General features: G+C 66.1%; 16 protein-coding genes and 1 pseudogene. 9 read left to right on the top strand and 8 right to left on the bottom strand.

All coding sequences use genetic code 11. The annotated features are described in order from the left end of the window. Window positions 1-4: 4 nt before the first annotated feature. The 5 genes from WDJ57_RS19385 to WDJ57_RS19365 form a co-directional block, all read right to left on the bottom strand. Window positions 5-1,675, bottom strand: coding sequence for an FAD-dependent monooxygenase (locus WDJ57_RS19385; protein ID WP_338902635.1), 1,671 nt, complete (start codon window positions 1,673-1,675; stop codon window positions 5-7). Continuing rightward, window positions 1,668-3,299 (bottom strand): electron transfer flavoprotein subunit alpha/FixB family protein, encoded by a 1,632-nt coding sequence (locus WDJ57_RS19380; protein ID WP_338902634.1) that lies wholly within the window; start codon window positions 3,297-3,299, stop codon window positions 1,668-1,670. The genes WDJ57_RS19385 and WDJ57_RS19380 overlap by 8 nt, the downstream gene beginning before the upstream one ends. Continuing rightward, window positions 3,300-4,217, bottom strand: a complete 918-nt coding sequence (locus tag WDJ57_RS19375; RefSeq protein WP_338902633.1) for an electron transfer flavoprotein subunit beta/FixA family protein — start codon at window positions 4,215-4,217, stop codon at window positions 3,300-3,302. 128 nt (window positions 4,218-4,345) lie between these two features. Next, the gene (locus WDJ57_RS19370; protein WP_338902632.1) at window positions 4,346-4,684 is read right to left on the bottom strand and encodes a 4Fe-4S dicluster domain-containing protein; all 339 of its coding nucleotides are present in this window, start codon (window positions 4,682-4,684) and stop codon (window positions 4,346-4,348) included. 94 nt (window positions 4,685-4,778) lie between these two features. Further along, window positions 4,779-6,515 (bottom strand): glutamate--tRNA ligase, encoded by a 1,737-nt coding sequence (locus WDJ57_RS19365; protein WP_338902631.1) that lies wholly within the window; start codon window positions 6,513-6,515, stop codon window positions 4,779-4,781. A gap of 91 nt (window positions 6,516-6,606) precedes the next feature. Between WDJ57_RS19365 and WDJ57_RS19360 the strand changes: the two genes are divergently transcribed. The 3 genes from WDJ57_RS19360 to WDJ57_RS19350 all read left to right on the top strand — a co-directional run bounded on the left by WDJ57_RS19360 (window position 6,607) and on the right by WDJ57_RS19350 (window position 11,948). Next, window positions 6,607-8,001 (top strand): cryptochrome/photolyase family protein, encoded by a 1,395-nt coding sequence (locus WDJ57_RS19360; RefSeq protein ID WP_338902630.1) that lies wholly within the window; start codon window positions 6,607-6,609, stop codon window positions 7,999-8,001. A 173-nt stretch (window positions 8,002-8,174) separates the two neighbouring features. Next, a complete protein-coding gene (gene sod / locus WDJ57_RS19355) occupies window positions 8,175-8,786 on the top strand; it encodes a superoxide dismutase (RefSeq protein WP_338902629.1) in 612 nt (203 codons plus the stop codon). A gap of 129 nt (window positions 8,787-8,915) precedes the next feature. Next, the gene (locus tag WDJ57_RS19350) at window positions 8,916-11,948 is read left to right on the top strand and encodes an FAD-binding and (Fe-S)-binding domain-containing protein (protein WP_338902628.1); all 3,033 of its coding nucleotides are present in this window, start codon (window positions 8,916-8,918) and stop codon (window positions 11,946-11,948) included. Between the two features lie 45 nt (window positions 11,949-11,993). Here WDJ57_RS19350 and WDJ57_RS19345 read toward each other — a convergent pair whose 3' ends face one another. Further along, window positions 11,994-12,365 carry a VOC family protein gene (locus WDJ57_RS19345; RefSeq protein ID WP_338902627.1) on the bottom strand — a complete coding sequence of 124 codons (372 nt, stop codon included), beginning with the start codon at window positions 12,363-12,365 and terminating at the stop codon, window positions 11,994-11,996. Window positions 12,366-12,606: 241 nt separating this feature from the next. Then, the gene (locus WDJ57_RS19340; RefSeq protein WP_338902626.1) at window positions 12,607-13,656 is read right to left on the bottom strand and encodes a PAS domain-containing sensor histidine kinase; all 1,050 of its coding nucleotides are present in this window, start codon (window positions 13,654-13,656) and stop codon (window positions 12,607-12,609) included. Between the two features lie 88 nt (window positions 13,657-13,744). On the opposite strand from WDJ57_RS19340, the gene WDJ57_RS19335 reads away from it, so the two are divergent. After that, window positions 13,745-14,011, top strand: coding sequence for a DUF5827 family protein (locus WDJ57_RS19335; RefSeq protein WP_338902624.1), 267 nt, complete (start codon window positions 13,745-13,747; stop codon window positions 14,009-14,011). Beyond that, window positions 14,008-14,811, top strand: a complete 804-nt coding sequence (locus WDJ57_RS19330; protein ID WP_338902623.1) for an ATPase — start codon at window positions 14,008-14,010, stop codon at window positions 14,809-14,811. Before WDJ57_RS19335 ends, WDJ57_RS19330 begins: the two co-directional genes overlap by 4 nt. Window positions 14,812-14,824: 13 nt before the next feature. On the opposite strand, the gene WDJ57_RS19325 is transcribed toward WDJ57_RS19330, so the two are convergent. Next, window positions 14,825-15,406: an MBL fold metallo-hydrolase gene (locus WDJ57_RS19325; protein ID WP_338902622.1), complete on the bottom strand. Its 582-nt coding sequence runs from the start codon at window positions 15,404-15,406 to the stop codon at window positions 14,825-14,827. A gap of 109 nt (window positions 15,407-15,515) precedes the next feature. Here WDJ57_RS19325 and WDJ57_RS19320 point away from each other — a divergent pair, with 109 nt between their 5' ends. The 4 genes and pseudogenes from WDJ57_RS19320 to WDJ57_RS19305 all read left to right on the top strand — a co-directional run. Continuing rightward, a complete protein-coding gene (locus WDJ57_RS19320) occupies window positions 15,516-16,100 on the top strand; it encodes a response regulator transcription factor (RefSeq protein WP_338902621.1) in 585 nt (194 codons plus the stop codon). Between the two features lie 7 nt (window positions 16,101-16,107). Continuing rightward, window positions 16,108-16,767, top strand: a complete 660-nt coding sequence (locus WDJ57_RS19315; RefSeq protein ID WP_338902620.1) for a DUF7504 family protein — start codon at window positions 16,108-16,110, stop codon at window positions 16,765-16,767. Between the two features lie 42 nt (window positions 16,768-16,809). Then, window positions 16,810-17,553, top strand: coding sequence for an FAD-dependent thymidylate synthase (gene thyX, locus WDJ57_RS19310; RefSeq protein WP_338902619.1), 744 nt, complete (start codon window positions 16,810-16,812; stop codon window positions 17,551-17,553). Between the two features lie 61 nt (window positions 17,554-17,614). Then, window positions 17,615-17,794, top strand: a pseudogene (locus tag WDJ57_RS19305) (HVO_2922 family protein); the annotation flags it as partial. Between the last annotated feature and the right edge of the window lie 32 nt (window positions 17,795-17,826).

Here is a 17,826-nt window from a genome sequence, read left to right as displayed (position 1 = left end):
TGTCCTATCCCTGTTTGTACTCGACGCCTTTGCCACCTGGTGGGTGCTCCCACTTCGTGTCGGCGACGACCGCACACGTCCCGCACTCGACGCAGGGCTGGGTGTCCAGACTGACGACTTTCTCCTCGCCGCCGTTGGTCTTGATCGTCTCCTCGCGGTAACACCCGCCCCCGAAGTCCTTCGCGCTCACGGGACAGGCCGTCACGGCAGTCCCGCTGGCTTCGAAGCTGTTGTCCTGCAGGATGATGTGCGGCTCGTCGACGTCGTAGGTCAGGTCGCCGATGCGGTCGTCCAGCTCCGGCGGTTCCACCTCGTTGTCGCCGCTGACGCGCGTCCCCAGTACTTCACCGATTCGGGTGGGGATGTCGACGTAGGACATCTTCGTGTCCGGAATCATCCCCAGCACGAACGGCGAGTTGAACGACTGTTCGATGAGCCCGTCGAACGCTTTCAGCCCCATCTTGCCGATGGGCGAGTTCAACACCGCGTTACCCAGGTTGGTGACCCACTCGCTCTCCGAGAGCGACCGCGTCATCTCGTAGCGGGTCGGCCGCAGTTTGTCCATGACGCCCTCGCTGTTGAGCTTCTGCTCGTAGAGGTCGCCAGCGTTCGTCGGATTCCCGCGTGCTTTGGCTTCCTGGAACGCTTCGGCCGCCAGCCCACCAGCCGTCACGGCGTGGTTCATCCCCTTGATGATGGGACCCTGGGCCTGCATCTGCCCGGCGGCGTCGCCGACCAGCAGCAGGCGGCCGCGATGCGGTGACGGATGCGCGACTTTCTTCGAGTCCGGCACGAGTTTCGCCGCGTACTCGCGTTCCTCGTACTCGCCCTGGAACCACTGGTCCATCAGCGGGTGCGTCAGCAGGCTGTCCAGCAGTTCGTGCGGTTCCGCCCGGCTCTCCGCGATGGAGTCCAGGTGGAACACCGTCCCGATGGACAGCGAATCCTCGTTCGTGTACAGGAACCCGCCGCCGCGGACCCCCTCGAAGAGGTCACCCGAAAACAGGTGCGCTTCGCCGTCGTCTTCCGGAATCCCGAAGCGCTCGTTGATGTCCTCCGGGTCCATCTCCACCACTGCCTTCACGCCCTGGAACCACTCCTCGGGCTCCTCCCAGTCCATCAGCCCCGCGTCGCGGGCCAACTCGGAGTTGACACCGTCGGCAGCGATGATGACGTCCGCGGTAATCGGGTCCAGCTCGTCGCAGGTGACACCGACAATCTCGCCACCCTCGCGCAACAGGCCGTTGACGCGGACGCCCGTCAGCAGACCGCCGCCGGTCTCCCGGGTCATCTCGTGGACGCGCTCGGCCAGCCACGAGTCCATCTTCCGGCGCAACACCGCGTCGCACCAGTCCATGTCGTGGTGGTGAACGTCTTCGAGGTCGAACGTCTTCACCTTCCGTCCGGAAATGTTGTGGATGTACGTATCCGACACCGGCCGTTCGGCCGCTTCCTCCCGGAACCCAGGGAACAGGTCGTCTATCGTATACGGCGACGACTCTTCCGCGTAGATGAGACCGCCCGAGACGTTCTTCGACCCGGCGTCCACGCCACGCTCCAAGACGAGCGTTTCCACGCCCTGCCGAGCGAGCGTCGCTGCTGCTGCCGCACCGCCGGGTCCGCACCCGACGACCAATGCCTCGTAATGTTCGTGGTCTGTGTCTGTCTCAGTCATCACTTACCTCCGCCACTGCCTCCGCCAACTCTCCCTCTTTGAGCGCCTCGATGAACGTCGGCAACACCTCGAAGAGGTCGCCCTGGATGTAGTAGTCCGAGAAGTCCCGGATGTCCGCGTCCGGCTCCGTGTTTATCGCGACAATCGTATCGGACTCGTCCATCCCGACCTTGTGCTGGACTGCGCCCGAGACACCGGCCGCGATGTAGAGGTCCGGTTCGACCTCCTGGCCCGACTCGCCAATCTGCCGTTCCTCGGAGATGTACTGCTCGACGTGCCCGTCGAACTGGTAGGAGGCGGTAATCACGCCCCTGGTGAGTCCGAGGTCGGCGTCCTCGAACTCGTCGACGAGGTCCAGCCCCAGTTCGATGCCCTTCGTCGGGTCGTCGCCGATACCCCGACCCATCGCCACGATGACCTCGTGGCCGGTGAGGTCGACGCCCTCGTCGAGTTGGTCGTAGTCCTCGACGCGGACCTGGAACCAGTCGTCGGGCATCTCCAGGTCGTGCTCGACGATTTCGCCTTCGCGACTCGCATCGGGTTCGGGCAGGTCGAACGTCCCCGGGATGACCGAGGCGCCTTGCGGGTGGAAGTCCCGGTGTGGCTTGTCGATGCACAGGATGGTCGAGTACTCGAAGCCGGAGAAGTCCGGCCGCGGCATGTGCAACACCCGCTCGAACTCTTTCGAGGAGCCGGGCTTGCCCGTCTTCTCCGGGTTCGAAATCATCGCGTTCTCGATGTACAGGTCCGAACAGTCCGACGCCAGCCCGGAGTCGAGTTCGCCCTGCACGAGCGCGGAGAGGTCACGCCCGTTGTTCGTCGCGGGGAAGATGGTGTAGCGCGGCTCGTGGTAGTCGCGCCACTCCTCGTCCCAGTCACGGCACATGTGGCAGAATATCTCCGTGTACGGCGTGTGCTGGAACCGGCCGAGGCGCTCGTCGTCGTGGTAGACGACGCGGTCCGCGCCGTAGGCGATGGCCTCCTCCGCGAGGTCTTCGACGCCGTCGCCGATGAGCACCGCGATGACCTTCTCGTCGTCCCCGTAGTCCTCCTCGTACTGGTCCATCAGCTCGCGGGCTTTCCCCAGCATCTCTTTGGAGACGTCGATGAGTTCGCCCTGCTGGGTCTCGCAGTACACCCACATGTCGCGGTACTCGCCGTCGACCGTCCCCTCGACGTACTGCTTGTCCGCAGTGGGGTGGTCGAGGTCGGGGTGTTTCTCCTCCGGCGGGACGTACTCGACTTCTTCTTCGTCCTCGTCGTCCGTGCCTTCGATGGATTCGATGCGGTCCTCGATCTGGGAGATGGCGCCTTTCCGGTCGTCGCCGTCTTTCTCCCGCTCGAGCATGTCCTCGAGGACGTCGACGTCGTCGACGTCCCGGACCATGTTGGCGATGTCGGCGATGGTCAACTCGGTGAGGTCGACCTCGCTGGGGTCGTCTGGCTCCTCGTCGTCACCGGTGAGCTTTTCGAGGCGGTCTTCGAGGAGCGTGACGACGGGCGCGCGTGCCTCGCCGCCTTTCTCCATCGCCAGCATCTCTTCGAGTTCCTGTGCGTCGTCGATGTCTTTGATCTGCGGGCCGAGGTCCGCAATGTCGTGTTCTGTTGGGTCGATCTCTGGCATTTAATCACCCGCCACGAACGGTTGCATTTCTTCGAGCACGTCGCTCATCCCCTCGTCGTCGTCGGGTTGGATGTGCTGGGCTTCGCGCTCGGAGGGGGCTTTCGGAATCGGGTCGACACCCGAGACGATGGTCGGCGACCCCGACAGGCCGATGAAGTCGGGGTCGAGGTTCAAGTCCGCGTGGTTCCACATGGTGAAGCGGTCCCAGTCGGTCATCTCTTTGTCCGAGCCGTCCGCCAGGTACTCGCCGAACTCCGCGGCGCGCTCCTGGGTTTCCGCGCGGAAGTCCTTGTGGCGCAGGCGGTGGTCGGCCTTCCTGTATGTGGGTTCGAACTCGGGGTCGACCACGATGAACGCCGGCAGTTCTGTCTCCACCGTCTCGATTTCGGAGATGTCGCCTTCGACGAGGCGTTTGGTGCGCACGACGCCCTCCTCCTGGTCGACGTCCATGGCGATGACGTGGGTGATGAGGGGGTAGTCGGGCATCTCGTCGTTGATGTTGAGACACCACTCGGTCTGTGGGCCGGTGTGGCCCGTCTCACCGTCTGCCGTCTTGAAGCCCGCAAATAGCAGGTCGGGGTTTTCCTCCATCTCTTCGAGGCCTGTCGCCACGGTCATTGCCGTCGCCCAGGTGTCGGCCGCGCCCATTTCGCGGTCCGATAGCAGGTAGAGGTCGTCGGCGTAGACGTCTTTCATCCCCTCCTGGAGGATTTCGGCGTAGCCGGGTGGACCCATGCTCATCAACGATACGTTGCCGCCCTGTCTGACTTTGGTCTGGAGTGCCGCACGGAGTGCGTGTTTGTCGTTCGGGTTCATCACGGTGGGCGTCTTCCCACGCTCGAGGTGACCGTCCTCGTCGAACGACACCTGTCCTTCCCGAAAGTCCGGAACTCCCTTCGTCAGTACGACGCTTCGCATTGATATCACTAACCGTGTGTGAGTACCACATCCAGGTTCACCTAATTGTTTCGTCTGCTACCGCGGATTACCGCATTATCCGTGGGATTGATACCAGAAACTGGATAGCCAGGGGCGAGAAAGTGCGGTCAGATGCGGCCGGCGCGGCTGGGGTCGACGTCGATGGCGTCGACGGGGCAGACGTCGACACAGAGCATGCAGTCGATGCACTGGTCCTCGTGCGCTGGGTCAGCTTTAATCTCGCTCTCGGGGTGACCGGGGGTGTCGACCCACTCGAAGACGTCGACGGGACAGTCCTCGAGACAGGCGCCGTCAGCCAGACAGATGTCGAAGTCGACGGCCACGTGGGTGCCGTGGATGCCCTGTTTCTCTGTCGTGGGGTCGTCGCCGTCCGGCGTCCAGACGCGGTGGCCCTCGTGCCGGTCGACTTCCTCGTAGGTCTCCTCGAACTCTGGGTCGATTGCCATGCTACCTAGGGGCAACTCCGGGCGCGTACTTAAAGCTTGGACCGAAGGTAGTCGCCGTGGGGTAGTTTTCGGCCGGCCTAAGACCGAGAAGTCGTCAGGGGTGCGCGAAGTACGCGACCATCTCACCGTCGGGGTCACTGTCGATGCGCGCGAAGCAGACGCGCTCGAACTGCAGCAGGTCGTCGACGTCGTACTCGCTCACACCGGGTTCGGCGTACCCGGACACGTCGCCGTCCATGGTCCGCAGGCGCGTCCGGACGTTGTCGCCGGCGGGCACCCAGTGGACGATTGGGACCCCCTCCTCGCGCGTCACGTCGAGGTCCGCGTCGACGTACTGGAGCGTGTCGCGGGTCTCCTGCACGCAGCCGAAGCCCTTCAGCCAGACGCGCTCGCCGTGGTTCGGCAGGTCGTCGCCCTCCAGCAGGACGCCGCCCTCGACCGGTATCTCGCGGACGCCGCGGTCCTCGTGCTCGGGGTGGACCGGCACCTCCGCGGTGTCGGGCCCGCCCAGGACCTGGCGCTCGACGACTCCGCCGCCGTGGTCGGGGTCGTCGCGCACCAGGAACGCGCGGTCGGTCTCCTCGTCCACCAGGTCGCGGTTGTGCGAGTAGATAGACGAGAGCGCGAGGTCGACGTTCGACGTCGAGGTGCCGAGTTCGACCATCGACTGGACGATGGCCTCGCCGCGGATGCCCCGCCGGCGGAGGCTCGCGATGGTCGGTGCGCGCGGGTCGTCCCAGCCGTCGAGTTCGCCGGCCTCGATTTTCTCCAGTATCGTGGAGGTGCTCATCGCCACGTCGTACCCCTCGACCTGGACCTTCCCCCAGTGCATGACCTCGGGGTACTCCCAGTCGAAGTAGTCGTAGACGAACCGCTGGCGCTTCGCCGAGTCCTGCAGGTCGATGCCGCGGATGATGTGCGTGACGCCGGTGAGGTGGTCGTCGACCCCGCTCTGGAAGTCGAGCATCGGCCAGCAGCGGTACTCGCTGGCCGCCTCGCGCGGGTGGGGCGTGTCTATCATCCGGAACGCCACCCAGTCCCGCAGCGCGGGGTTCTTGTGCGTGATGTCGGTCTTGACGCGCAGCACCATCTCGCCGGCGTCGTACTCGCCGGCGACCATCGCGTCGAACTCCTCGTGGACCGTCTCGGCGTCCTTGTCGCGGTGGGGGCAGGCTTCGGCGTTGTTTTTCAGGTCGGAGAACTCGTCGCCGGGACAGGAGCAGGTGTAGGCCCCGCCAGCGTCGATGAGGTTCCGGGCGTGTTCGTAGTAGGTCTCCACGCGGTCGCTGGCCCGGATGACCTCGTCCGGTTCGAAGCCGAGGTAGTCGATGGCGTCGAGGATGGCGTCGTAGGCGTCCAGGTCCGGGCGCTTGGTCTCGGGGTCGGTGTCGTCGAACCGGCAGAGCATCCACCCGTCGTACCGCTCCTTGTAGGTCCCGATGACGGCCGGCATCCGCGCGTGACCGATGTGCCAGGGGCCGTTGGGGTTGGGCGCGACGCGCATGCGAATCTCGTCGTACTCGTCGGCGTTGGGCAGGTCGGGCAGGTCGTGTTCGTCCTCCTCGTCCTCCGCGTCGAGTTCCTCGACCTTCTCGGGAGCGAGTTCTCCCAGGCGCTCGCGTTTCTCGGCGGCGTCCATGCCGTTGACCCGTTCGACGACGGGGGCGATGACGCCCGCTATCTCGTCGCCGTACTCGCGGAACGCGGGGTTCTCGCCCATCAGCGGGCCCATGATGGCACCCACCTGGGCGTCGCTGTCGTGTTTCAGCGCGTTGAACAGCGCGTTCACCTCCGCGGCCTGTTCGGCCTGCTCGCGAATGTCGTCGTCCATTACCAGCGCATGCGGGACGGCGCGTGAAAACTGGGTCGGTCCCAACCTGGTTGCCCGCCTCGTTGAAGTGCGCCCCGGCCCACCTTCGAGTATGCGCCTCCACTGGCACCGCAGGGACCTCCGGGTCGCGGACAACCTCGCGCTGGCAGCCGTCGACGACGAGACGGTTCCGGTCTTCGTCTTCGACGGGGACGTCCTCGACAACGGGGCACCGCCCCGCGTCGCGTTCATGCTCGACGCGCTCCGGTCGCTCCGGGAGTCGTACCGCGAGCGCGGCAGCGACCTGGTAGTCGCTCACGGCGACCCCGTGTCCGTCATTCCCGACCTGGCCGACGATTTCGACGCCGACCTCGTGACCTGGGGCAAGGACTACTCGGGGCTGGCCCGCGAGCGCGACACAGCGGTCAGGCAAGCGCTCGCCGACGCCGGCGTCGACCGGGTGGCCGTCCACGACGCCGTCCACCACGAACCCGGGTCGATTACGACGAACGCCGGCGACCCGTACAAGGTGTTCACCTACTTCTCGAAGAAGTGGCACGACCGGCCGAAAGCGGACCCGACAGAGCCACCGGCCGCCGACGACCTGGCCGACGTCTCCGGCGACTCGCTGCCGACGCTGGCCGACCTGGGCTTCGACGACCCCGAAGCGGACGTTCCACCCGCGGGAACCGAGGTCGCACGCGGCCTGCTGACCGACTTCTGCGGCGGCGACATCTACCGCTACGGCGAGCGCCGGGACTACCCCGCCGACGATTGCACGAGCCACCTCTCGCCGCATCTGAAGTACGGGACAATCGGCATCCGCGAGGTCTACGAGGAGACCGAGGCCGCGAAACTCGACGCTGACGGCGAGGACGAGCGCGAGTCCGTCTTCGAGTTCCAGGACCAGCTCGCCTGGCGAGAGTTCTACACGCAGGTGCTGTGGGACAAGCCTGGGGTGGTCACGCAGAACTACAAGGAGTACGAGCACCCGATTCGGTGGAACGACGACCCCGAAGGGTTGCAGGCCTGGAAGGACGGCGAGACGGGTTATCCCATCGTCGACGCCGGGATGCGACAGCTCCGCGAGGAGGCGTACATGCACAACCGCGTCCGCATGATAGTCGCCTCGTTCCTGACGAAGGACCTGCTCGTCGACTGGCGGGCGGGCTACGACTGGTTCCGCGAGAAACTGGTCGACCACGACACCGCAAACGACAACGGCGGCTGGCAGTGGGCGGCGTCGACGGGGACCGACGCCCAGCCGTACTTCCGCATCTTCAACCCGATGACACAGGGCGAACGCTTCGACCCCGACGCCGAGTACATCAGGCGATACGTCCCGGAACTGGAGGGGGTGCCAGCCGAGACGATTCACTCGTGGCACGAACTCGACATCGGAACCCGCAACATGCACGCGCCGGACTATCCCGCCCCCATCGTCGATCACAGCGAGCGCCGCGAGGAGGCTATCGAAATGTTCGAGACAGCGAGGGGCGACGACTGAGCGACGCGAGGGAGTCGGCCCTCGTTGTGGAGCGGTGAGCGACGCGAGCCGCGGAACGTGCTGGCGACGACTGACAGCTAGCGGACCATTCGGGTGTGGGCTGGCTCACAGGTGTCCCCTTCCTCAACCTTTAACAGCGTGCCAGCCGTCATACAGGTCGGAGGGATATTCATATGCCTGAACATTCAGAACCCGAACTACCACCGCTCCCGTACGACTACGACGCCCTCGAACCGCACATCTCCGAGCAGGTCCTGACCTGGCACCACGACACGCACCACCAGGGCTACGTAAACGGCCTCGAAGCGGCCGAGGAGACACTGGCGGAGAACCGCGAGAGCGGCGACTTCGGCTCCAGCGCCGGCGCGATGGGCAACGTCACCCACAACGGCTGTGGGCACTATCTCCACACGCTGTTCTGGGAGAACATGGACCCCAACGGCGGCGGCGAACCCGAAGGTGACCTCCGCGACCGCATCGAGGAGGACTTCGGTTCCTACGAAGGCTGGAAGGGCGAGTTCGAGGCAGCAGCCTCGGCCGCCGGTGGCTGGGCGCTGCTCGTCTACGACCCGGTCGCCAAGCAGCTCCGCAACGTGCCGGTCGACAAGCACGACCAGGGCGCACTCTGGGGCTCGCACCCCGTCCTCGCGCTGGACGTCTGGGAACACTCCTACTACTACGACTACGGACCGGCCCGCGGCGACTTCATCGAGGCGTTCTTCGAGGTCGTCGACTGGGACAAGGCCGAAGCGGAGTACCAGAAGTCGGTCGAGCACTTCGAGTAAGCGACGAGTTCACGACCATCGACATTTTTTCGAGACTGGCCACGGAGCGACAGCGACAGAGCCCTGCCGCAAATCGCACTCGGGAGACAAGAAAGAGGGCTTTTAATCACCCGGCTCAGATTGCCACGCATGGGCATACAAGAAGGTGACACACCGATTCGACCGGCAGACCCACCGGGGACACCAGGAGACCACGCTCGCGACCCGGGCGCGACCGTCGCGGAGTACGTCGACCTCGCGTCGGACCTTCGGGGCGCAGTCGACGGCGACGTGCGCTTCGACGAGTACGCACAGATTCTCTACGCGACCGACGGGAGCATCTACCAGGCACGGCCGGCCGGCGTCGTGTATCCGAAAGACGTCGAGGACGTGCAGAACGCGGTGGAAGTGGCGACGGCCCACGAAGTCCCGCTCATGCCGCGGGGTGCCGGCTCCTCGCTGGGTGGACAGACCGTCGGTCCAGGCTGCGTCGTTCTGGACATGTCGCGGCACATGGACGGACTGCTCGACGTCGACCCGGACGCCCAGCGCGCCAGAATCCAGCCGGGTCTCGTCCAGGACGACCTCGACGACCGCCTGGCCGAGCACGGTCTGAAGTTCGCGCCGGACCCGGCATCGTCGAACCGCTCGACGGTCGGCGGCGGCATCGGGAACAACTCCACCGGCGCACACTCGGTGCGCTACGGTATCACCGACGCCTACACCGAGGAGGTCAAGGCGGTCCTCTCGGACGGGTCGATGCTGCACGCGCGGCCGGTCGTCCTCGACAGCGACGAGTACGAGGACATCGTCTCCAAGGACGACCGCGAGGCGGAAATCTACGAGACGGTCCGCGCACTCGTCGAGGAAAACGAGGAGGAAATCGAGGCGCGCTACCCCGAACTCAAACGCCGCGTCAGCGGCTACAACCTCGACCGCGTCGTCTACGAGAACGACGAGGGCGAGGAGGTCATCAACCTCGCGAAACTCTACGTCGGTTCGGAGGGTACTCTCGGCGTCATGGTCGAGGCCACCGTCGGCCTCGTGACCGTCCCCGAGAAGACGGCGCTCGCGCTGTACTGCTTCGACGACCTCGTGGACGCGATGGAGGCCGTTCCGGAGGCCCTGGAGTTCGACGTGAGTGCAGTCGAGTTGATGGACGACGAGGTGTTCCGCCTGGCGCTGGAGTCCGACGGCTACGCCGAGTACGCGGAACCGATTCCCGACGGCGCGGCTGCGGCGCTCATGCTGGAGTACGACTCCGAACTCCACGACGACTTCGAGGCGGCCATCGCCGAGACGAACGACTACTTCGTCGACAACGGCGACGCCTTCGACGTGCTCGAGGCCTACACCGAGGAGGATCAGGCCGACATGTGGAAGCTCCGGAAGGCCGCGATTCCGCTCCTGATGAGCCTGGAGGGCGACCCCAAGCCGTACCCGTTCATCGAGGACGCGACGGTGCCGCCGGAGGAACTGGCCGAGTACGTCATGGAGTTCGAGGAGGTCCTGGAGGACCACGACACCTCCGCCGCCTACTTCGCACACGCCGGCAGCGGAACGCTGCACATCCGACCCATCCTCAACCTCAAGACGGAGAACGACATCGAGAAGATGCACTCCATCACCGAGGACGTGACCGACCTCGTGCTGGACCACCACGGCGCGTTCTCCGGCGAGCACGGCGACGGGATGGCGCGGACGGAGTTCAACCCCAAGATGTACGGCGAGGACCTCTGGGGAGCGTTCAAGGAGATAAAGACGACCTTCGACCCCGAGTGGGACATGCACCCGGGTAACGTCGTCTATCGCGAGAGCCCCGAGGACATCGGGCCCGACAACGACCGCGGCGTCGGTGCCGACAACCGCGAGAACCTGCGCTACGGGGCCGACTACCAGTCGCTGGAGCCCCAGACGACGCTCGACTTCGACGACGAGGGCGGCTTCTCGCACCTCGTGGAACTGTGCAACGGCTGTGGCACCTGCCGGCAGCACGGTTCGGACACGATGTGTCCGACCTTCCGCGCCTCGCGTGAGGAGATTCAGGCCACCCGCGGCCGCGCGAACATGCTCCGGGCGGCCATCAGCGGCGAACTCCCCGAGGAGGAAATCTACTCCGACCGCTTCCAGGAGGAGGTGCTCGACCTGTGTGTCGGCTGCAAGGGCTGCAAGTCCGACTGCCCCACCGGCGTCGACATGGCGAAACTCAAGGCCGAGGTCAAGCACAAGTACCACCAGGAGGAGGGTACCAGCCTGCGCTCGCGGCTGTTCGCCAACATCGACCTGGTCTCGCGGGTCGGCAGCATGCTCGCACCCGTCTCCAACTGGGCGCAGGAACTCCCCGGCTCCGACGCCATCGCGGAGAAACTGGGCATCGCCCCCGAGCGCTCGCTGCCCCACTTCGCCAGCACGACGCTCGAAGACTGGTTCGACGACCGCCGCACGACGGTCTCGGCGGAGTCGGCCGAGGACAAGGTCGTCCTGTTCCCGGACACCTACACGAACTACAGCTACCCCGAGCCCGGGAAGGCGGCCGTCGAGGTGCTGGAAGCCGCCGGCATCCACGTCGAGATTCCCGAGGACGCGGTGCCGACCGGCCGCGCGGCGTTCTCGATGGGCAAACTCGACAGGGCCCACGACCGCGCGAAGCGCAACGTCCAGGTGCTGCTACCGTACATCGAGGACGGCTACTCGGTCGTGTTCGTCGAGCCATCCGACGCCGTGATGCTCCAGGACGAGTACCTCGACCTGCTCGACGGCAAGGCCGCAGAACGCGTCGGGGCCAACGCCTACGGCGTCAGCGAGTACCTGCACACCCACCGCGTGTACGACGAACTCACCTTCGCCGACACCGGCGAGTTCCTGACCTACCACGGCCACTGCAACCAGAAGGCCATCAACCGCGACCACCACGCCGCCGCACTGCTCCAGCAGGCGGGCTACCAGGTGGACGCGCTCGACTCCGGGTGCTGTGGCATGGCCGGCAGCTTCGGCTACGAGGAGGAACACTACGACCTCTCGAAGGCCATCGGCTCCATCCTCTTCGAACAGGTCGACGAGAGTCCGGGCGACCAGGTCGTCGCGCCCGGCGCGTCCTGTCGGACGCAACTCGGCGACCGCTACGAGAGCGGCGGTGAGCGGCCACCCCACCCAATCGAGAAGGTCCGCGACGCGCTCGCCTGAGCACGTCGTCGTTCTATTCTGCTTTTTCCCGTCCTGCGGTTTCGCTCAGTCCTGCGGTTCGACCAGTTCGACCACGTGCCCGTCCGGGTCCTCGATGAACGCGGTCCGCGCGCCCGCGGCCGGCTGGTCGGCCGGCTCCGAGACGACGCCGTGGTTGTCGATCTCCTCGAAGGCTGCGTCGACGTCGTCGACCTTCACGGCGAGGTGGTCCCATGCCGTGCCGTTCTCGAAGTCGTCCTCGCCCTCGGTGTCCGAGAGCTGGAGCTCGAAGCCGTTGCCGTCGGCGACGTAGACGTTGCGGGTCTCGCCGTCTTCGCTGGTGAACTCCCAGGAGTCCTCGAAGCCGAGTTCGTCCCTGTACCACTGTGCGATTTCGTCGGCGTCCGAGACGTTCAGACAGACGTGGATGACGTCCATACAGAGGGTCCGCCGCCCCGGCTCTTAAGCCGGACGGACTCCGGTCGTGGCCCGGACCGCCAGAGCGGGACCGTTCAATTCCGTTCGTAGGCGACTCTTACCCGCCGTCGCGACTGCTGAACGGTCAGAACGAACCTGCGGAGTTTATGCGATGGTCGCAGTAGCACGAGGTGCCGGGACCCCGGCGGTCCCGCATCCGCGCATTCGTGTGAGTGGAGTCGCGGTGTCGACCGGCGCGCGCCTACTGTTCGGGACGGGTGCCGTCGGTCGCGAGTTCCACGCCACGGAACTCGAACCTCGCACCGCCCGCCTCCGCTGTGGTGACCTCACTCTCCCAGCCGTGAGCGGCAGCGATGGACCGGACGATAGCGAGTCCCAGCCCCGTACCGCACCCGTCGCCGGAGACCCCGGCCTCGAAGACGCTGTTGGCGACGTCGTCCGGGACGCCCCTCCCGTCGTCCGCGACGTAGAACCCGTCGCCACCCGCCAGTTCGCCGACGGTCACCGTCACGCTCCCGGGTCGGTCTGGGTCCCCGTCGGGCTGTCCCCGACCGCTCGTGGCGGCGTGTTCCGCGCTGTTTCGAAACAGGTTCTCGAACACCTGTTCGAGCCGGGCCGGGTCGGCGCGGACGGTCGCATCCGCCCGGACAGACAGCGACGCGCCGGCGGTGTCGACGTGTGACCAGGCGGCTTCGGCGACGGCGGCGAGGTCGACAGCCGACGTCTCGTCGATGTTCCGGCCCTCCTGGGCCAGCGTGAGCACGTCGTGGATTATCTCCCGCATCCGCGTGTGGGCCGCTTCGAGTTCGGCAACGTGTTCCCGTGCCTCCTCGGAGTCGACGAGTTCGCCGAGCACCGTCGTCCGCCCGATGGCGACGTCGAGCGGGTTCCGGAGGTCGTGGGAGACGAGGCTGGCGAACCTGTCGAGCTGTTCGTTCTGGCGTTCGAGTTCGCGTCGCTGGCGCTGTTGCTCCGTGACGTCGTGACACAGAACGAGGTCCCCAAGGCGACGCCCCCGCTCGTCGCGAAGGTCCGACTTCTGGACGTCGAAGTGGCGCGTGCCGGCGCTGGTCTCGACGGTTACGAGGCCGGGGTCGCTCGCGGACACCTCCGCCAGGAGGTCGGGATAGTCCGCCAGCGCGTCCCCGAGGGAGGTCCCGGAGACGTCGTCGCCGGCCAGCGCGCGGCACTCCTCGTTGCAGACGAGGACGCGGTCACTCCCGTCCACGACGAAGGCCGGCTGGTCGATGGCGTCGACGACGGCTCTCCCGTCGATGTCCAGCGCCTCCATTGGGCTGTCTTCGCGCTTCGGACTCAAATATGTGCCCACGTGAAGCGAAACCGGAGTGTTTAGGCCGGTCTCCCCGCTACCGGGGGGCATGCCCGTTTCAAGAGACGAATTCGAGGACCTGCGGCCGCTCTCCTTTCGCGAACCCGACGAGGTGCTGGACGACGAGAAGCTCTACACCATCTACGAGGTCGCCCGCCTGCTCCAGGGGCTGGACCCCGACGTGGAACTGGACGTCGAGACGGAGAACGTCCTGCTGGACTGGGCGATACCGTGGATGATGACCCACACCGAGGAGTTCGTCTTCGCGGAGCCGGCCGCGGACGACGAACCCGGCTACTACGGACTCGCGAAATGAACGTGCTCGTCGCCGGCGCACAGCGCGTCGACGCGGGCAAGACCACGTTCTCGGCGGGGCTGGTCGCACAGACCGGAGCCGTCGGGTTCAAACCGCGGGCCGGCAACGACTACTGGTTCGACCACGACGATTTCCGCTACGCCACCGGCAAGGGCCGGCTGTTCGGCAAGGACGCCCGGACGCTCGCGAAGGCCAGCCCCGGCCAGCTCGCCCCGGAGGACATCAACCCGGTCCACCGGCTCTGGAAACCCTCGCCGGGCGGGGGGAGTGGGTTGCTCGGACAGGAAGACAGGGAGTTCGTCGTCGACCGTGCGGGCGAGCGCTACGTCGTCAACGGAACCGTCGACGTCCCGGACGCCGTCATGGAGGCCCTGCCGCTGTCGGACGCCATCACCGTGGAGTCGGTGCCGGAACTCAACGACGCGATGGAGCAGCACCACCTCCCGGCGCTGGAATCGCTGGCGGAGGACGTCGCCACGACGGGACACGCCGTCGTTGAGTCCTACAGCCACATCGCGCGCCCGCTGCAGACCATCGACCCCGACGCCGTCGCCGTCGTCGACCCGTTGCGCCTCCGCGTCTACCGTGGTGAGCGGTTCGTGCGCGCCTGCCAGGTGGCATCGCGCAGTCCCAACGAGGGCACGCTGGAGGAGCGCGTCGGTGACGTCGTGGACCTCGTCGACCCCGTCGAGGAGTGCGACCTCCCGCCCCTGCGGGGGAGCGAGCGCGACTCGCCGGCGGACGTCGCCGACGCCTACAGCGAGGCCTACGACCGGGTGCTCTCCGTCGCCGACGCCTGACCACCGACCCGTCTCAGGCCCGCATCCGGGCCGCCTGCAGCGCCAGTTCGATGTCGGTGTGGGGGTTGGCAGTCACGCTCGGCCCGTGTCCGGTGTGCATCGCCTGCAGTTCCTCGTCGACGGTGTCGAGGACGCGGCCGACGCTCTCGACGAGCAGCCCCCGGTCACCCTCCTCCAGGTCGGTCCGGCCGAATCCGCCGTTGGCGAAGACGAGGTCGCCGGCGAACAGCGTCTGGTTGCTCCGCGAGTAGAAGCAGAGGTGGTCGTCCTTGTGACCGGGCGTGTGCAGCGCCTCGTACTCGTCGTCGCCGAGCAGCACGGTCTCGCCGTCGGCGATGGCGTGGTCGACGCCGTCGGCATCGGTGTCGAACCCCCAGACGTCCACGTCGAACGCGTCGACGACGGCGGCGAGGTTCCCGACGTGGTCGGGGTGGGTGTGCGTCAGCACCACCGCGTCGATGTCGTCGACGTACTCGCGGGTGGCAGCCACGACGTCGAACTGGTTGCCGACGTCGACGAGGACGGTCCGCTCGCCGGCGACGAGGAAGACGTTGCTGGTGAACCCCTGTTGCCCAGCCGCCAGATTCTGTATCATGGCTCAGCTACAGGTCGGACCAGCCTTGTGGATGTCGGTCTCTCCCGGTGTGCGGTTTCCAGCGACCCACAGGGCTATGTGTGTTGAATGAGAAATGCCGGGGAGAGAGATGTCAGACGCGCAACCACCCGTCGTGCTCATCGTCGAGGACGAGCCCGACGTCGCCGACACGTACCGTCTCTGGCTGGCGGACGACTACGACGTCCGCGTGGCAGAAAACGGAGACGAGGGGCTGGAAGAACTGAACAGCGACGTCGACGTGGTGCTGCTCGACCGGATGATGCCCGGTCTCTCCGGGGACGAGGTGCTCGCACACATCCGGGACGAGGAACTCGACTGTCGCGTAGCGATGGTGACCGCCGTCGAGCCGGACTTCGACATCCTGGAGATGGGCTTCGACGCGTACCTCTCGAAGCCGATCAAGAGCGACCAGCTCGAAGACACCGTGACGAACCTCCTCGAACGCTCGGAGTACGACAGCCTCCTCCAGGAGTACTACTCGCTGGTCGAGAAGCAGGCGACCCTGGAGGCGACCAAGAGCCGTGCGGAACTCGCCGAGAGCGAGGAGTACGAGAAACTCACGTCGCGCATCGGGGACCTCCGCGGCGAGCTCTCGGAGACGCTCGGTGGCATCGAGGACGACGAGGACTTCATCGCCACGATTCGTGGCCTGAGCAACCAGGACGAGAACTGAGAGATCCATGTACGACCTCTCCAACGTCGTCGACGTCGACGCAATGTCGTCGGTCGCACCGGGGTCGAGTCTCCTCGTCACCGGCGCGGCGATGACCGGCAAGGATGCACTGCTGACCGACCTGCTGGCCGACGGCGTGGCGTCGTCCAACGGGGCAGTCGCTGTCACCACCGGGGGCCGCGCGGAGGACCTGGTGGCGGACATCGAGGACCGAACCGGGGGACTCGACAGCGCTGCAATCTGTGGCATCGACTGCCGGGCCGACTCCAACCGCGAGGAACTCGAACTCGACGGCGGTGCGTACGTCCACCGCGTCGCCTCGCCGTCGGACATGACCGGTATCGGCATCGGCATCACGAACTGCTTCGAGCGACTCCACGACGCGGGCCTCGACAGCGGTCGCCTCGGGCTGACCAACCTCTCGACGATGGTCACCTACACCGACCGCCAGACCGTCTTCAAGTTCTGTCACGTGCTCTCCTCGCGACTCGACTCGGCGGGCTTTCTGGGCGTGTTCACCATCGACTCCTCGGCTCACGACAAACAGACGCTCCAGGTACTCAAGCAGGCCTTCGACGGGCTCGTCGAACTCCGGGAGAACGACGGGACGCGGGAGGCCCGTGTGAGGGGGCTGCAGCCCGAACCCTCCCCGTGGGTCGAACTCTGACCGAGGACAGGTATTATTGCCCTCCGGTTCACCGGGGCTTGTATGCAGGTCCAACTGCTCGAAGCCACCGAGGACCCAGAACGTCTCATCTGCCAGGGCGCGCGCAACGACTACATGGGCGAGTTCGTCGGTGACCTCCCCTTCGAGGAGGTCATGGGGACGACCGACGGCGAGACCATCGAGGACAAGCAGGCGACGCTCATCCACCACCTGCTCGACCACGGGCACTTCGGCCCCTTCGAGCATCCCCACGCCACCTTCGCAATCGAGGGCGTCAGCCGCTCGTGTATGGCGCAACTGACCCGTCACCGCCACGTCTCCTTCGACGTCCAGTCGATGCGGTACGTCTCCTTCGACGACGTCGACCCCGCGGACGTCCGGGAGGGCGAGATGGTCGTCATCCCGCCCTCGGCCACGGACCCCGACTGGGTGGGGCGCAACCAGAAGCGCGGCAGCGTCGACGAGGCTGACGTCGAACGCCGCGAGGAGATATTCACGGACACCATCGCGAATGCCGTCGAGTCCTACCAGGAACTGCTCGACCTCGGCATGCCGCCCGAGGACGCCCGCTTCGTGCTCCCCATCGGGACGAAGGTCAACATCGTGATGACGATGAACGCGCGCATGCTGATGCACGTCGCGGACATGCGCGCTGCCGCGGACGCCCAGTGGGAAATCAGAGAGATGACCGAACGGGTCCTCGATATCGCGAAAGAGTGGTGTCCCATCACGTTCGAACACTACGAACAGGAGATGAGAAACCGGAAGAACCGCCTCGCTCCCTGACGGCTGCCGCCGACTGTCCGTCACCTTCTTGCTCGTCGGAACTGTGCTATCAATGCCCATGGCAAGTGCGACCTTCGAACTGTACGAGGACAGCGCCGGCGACTACCGCTGGCGGCTTCGGCACAGCAACGGCAACATCATCGCGGACTGCGGTGAGGGGTACGCCTCCAAGCAGAAGGCCAGGCAGGGCATCGAGAGCGTGCGGGACAACGCCCCGGACGCCGACGTCGAAGAGGTCTGAACGGGGCCGCGGTAGTCCCGGACAGCGTCGCC

Source organism: Salinibaculum sp. SYNS191 (assembly GCF_037338445.1).
GTDB lineage: Archaea > Halobacteriota > Halobacteria > Halobacteriales > Haloarculaceae > Salinibaculum > Salinibaculum marinum.
The sequence above is the reverse complement of the archived record's forward strand: the minus strand, read 5'-3'. Positions and strand labels throughout refer to the sequence as shown.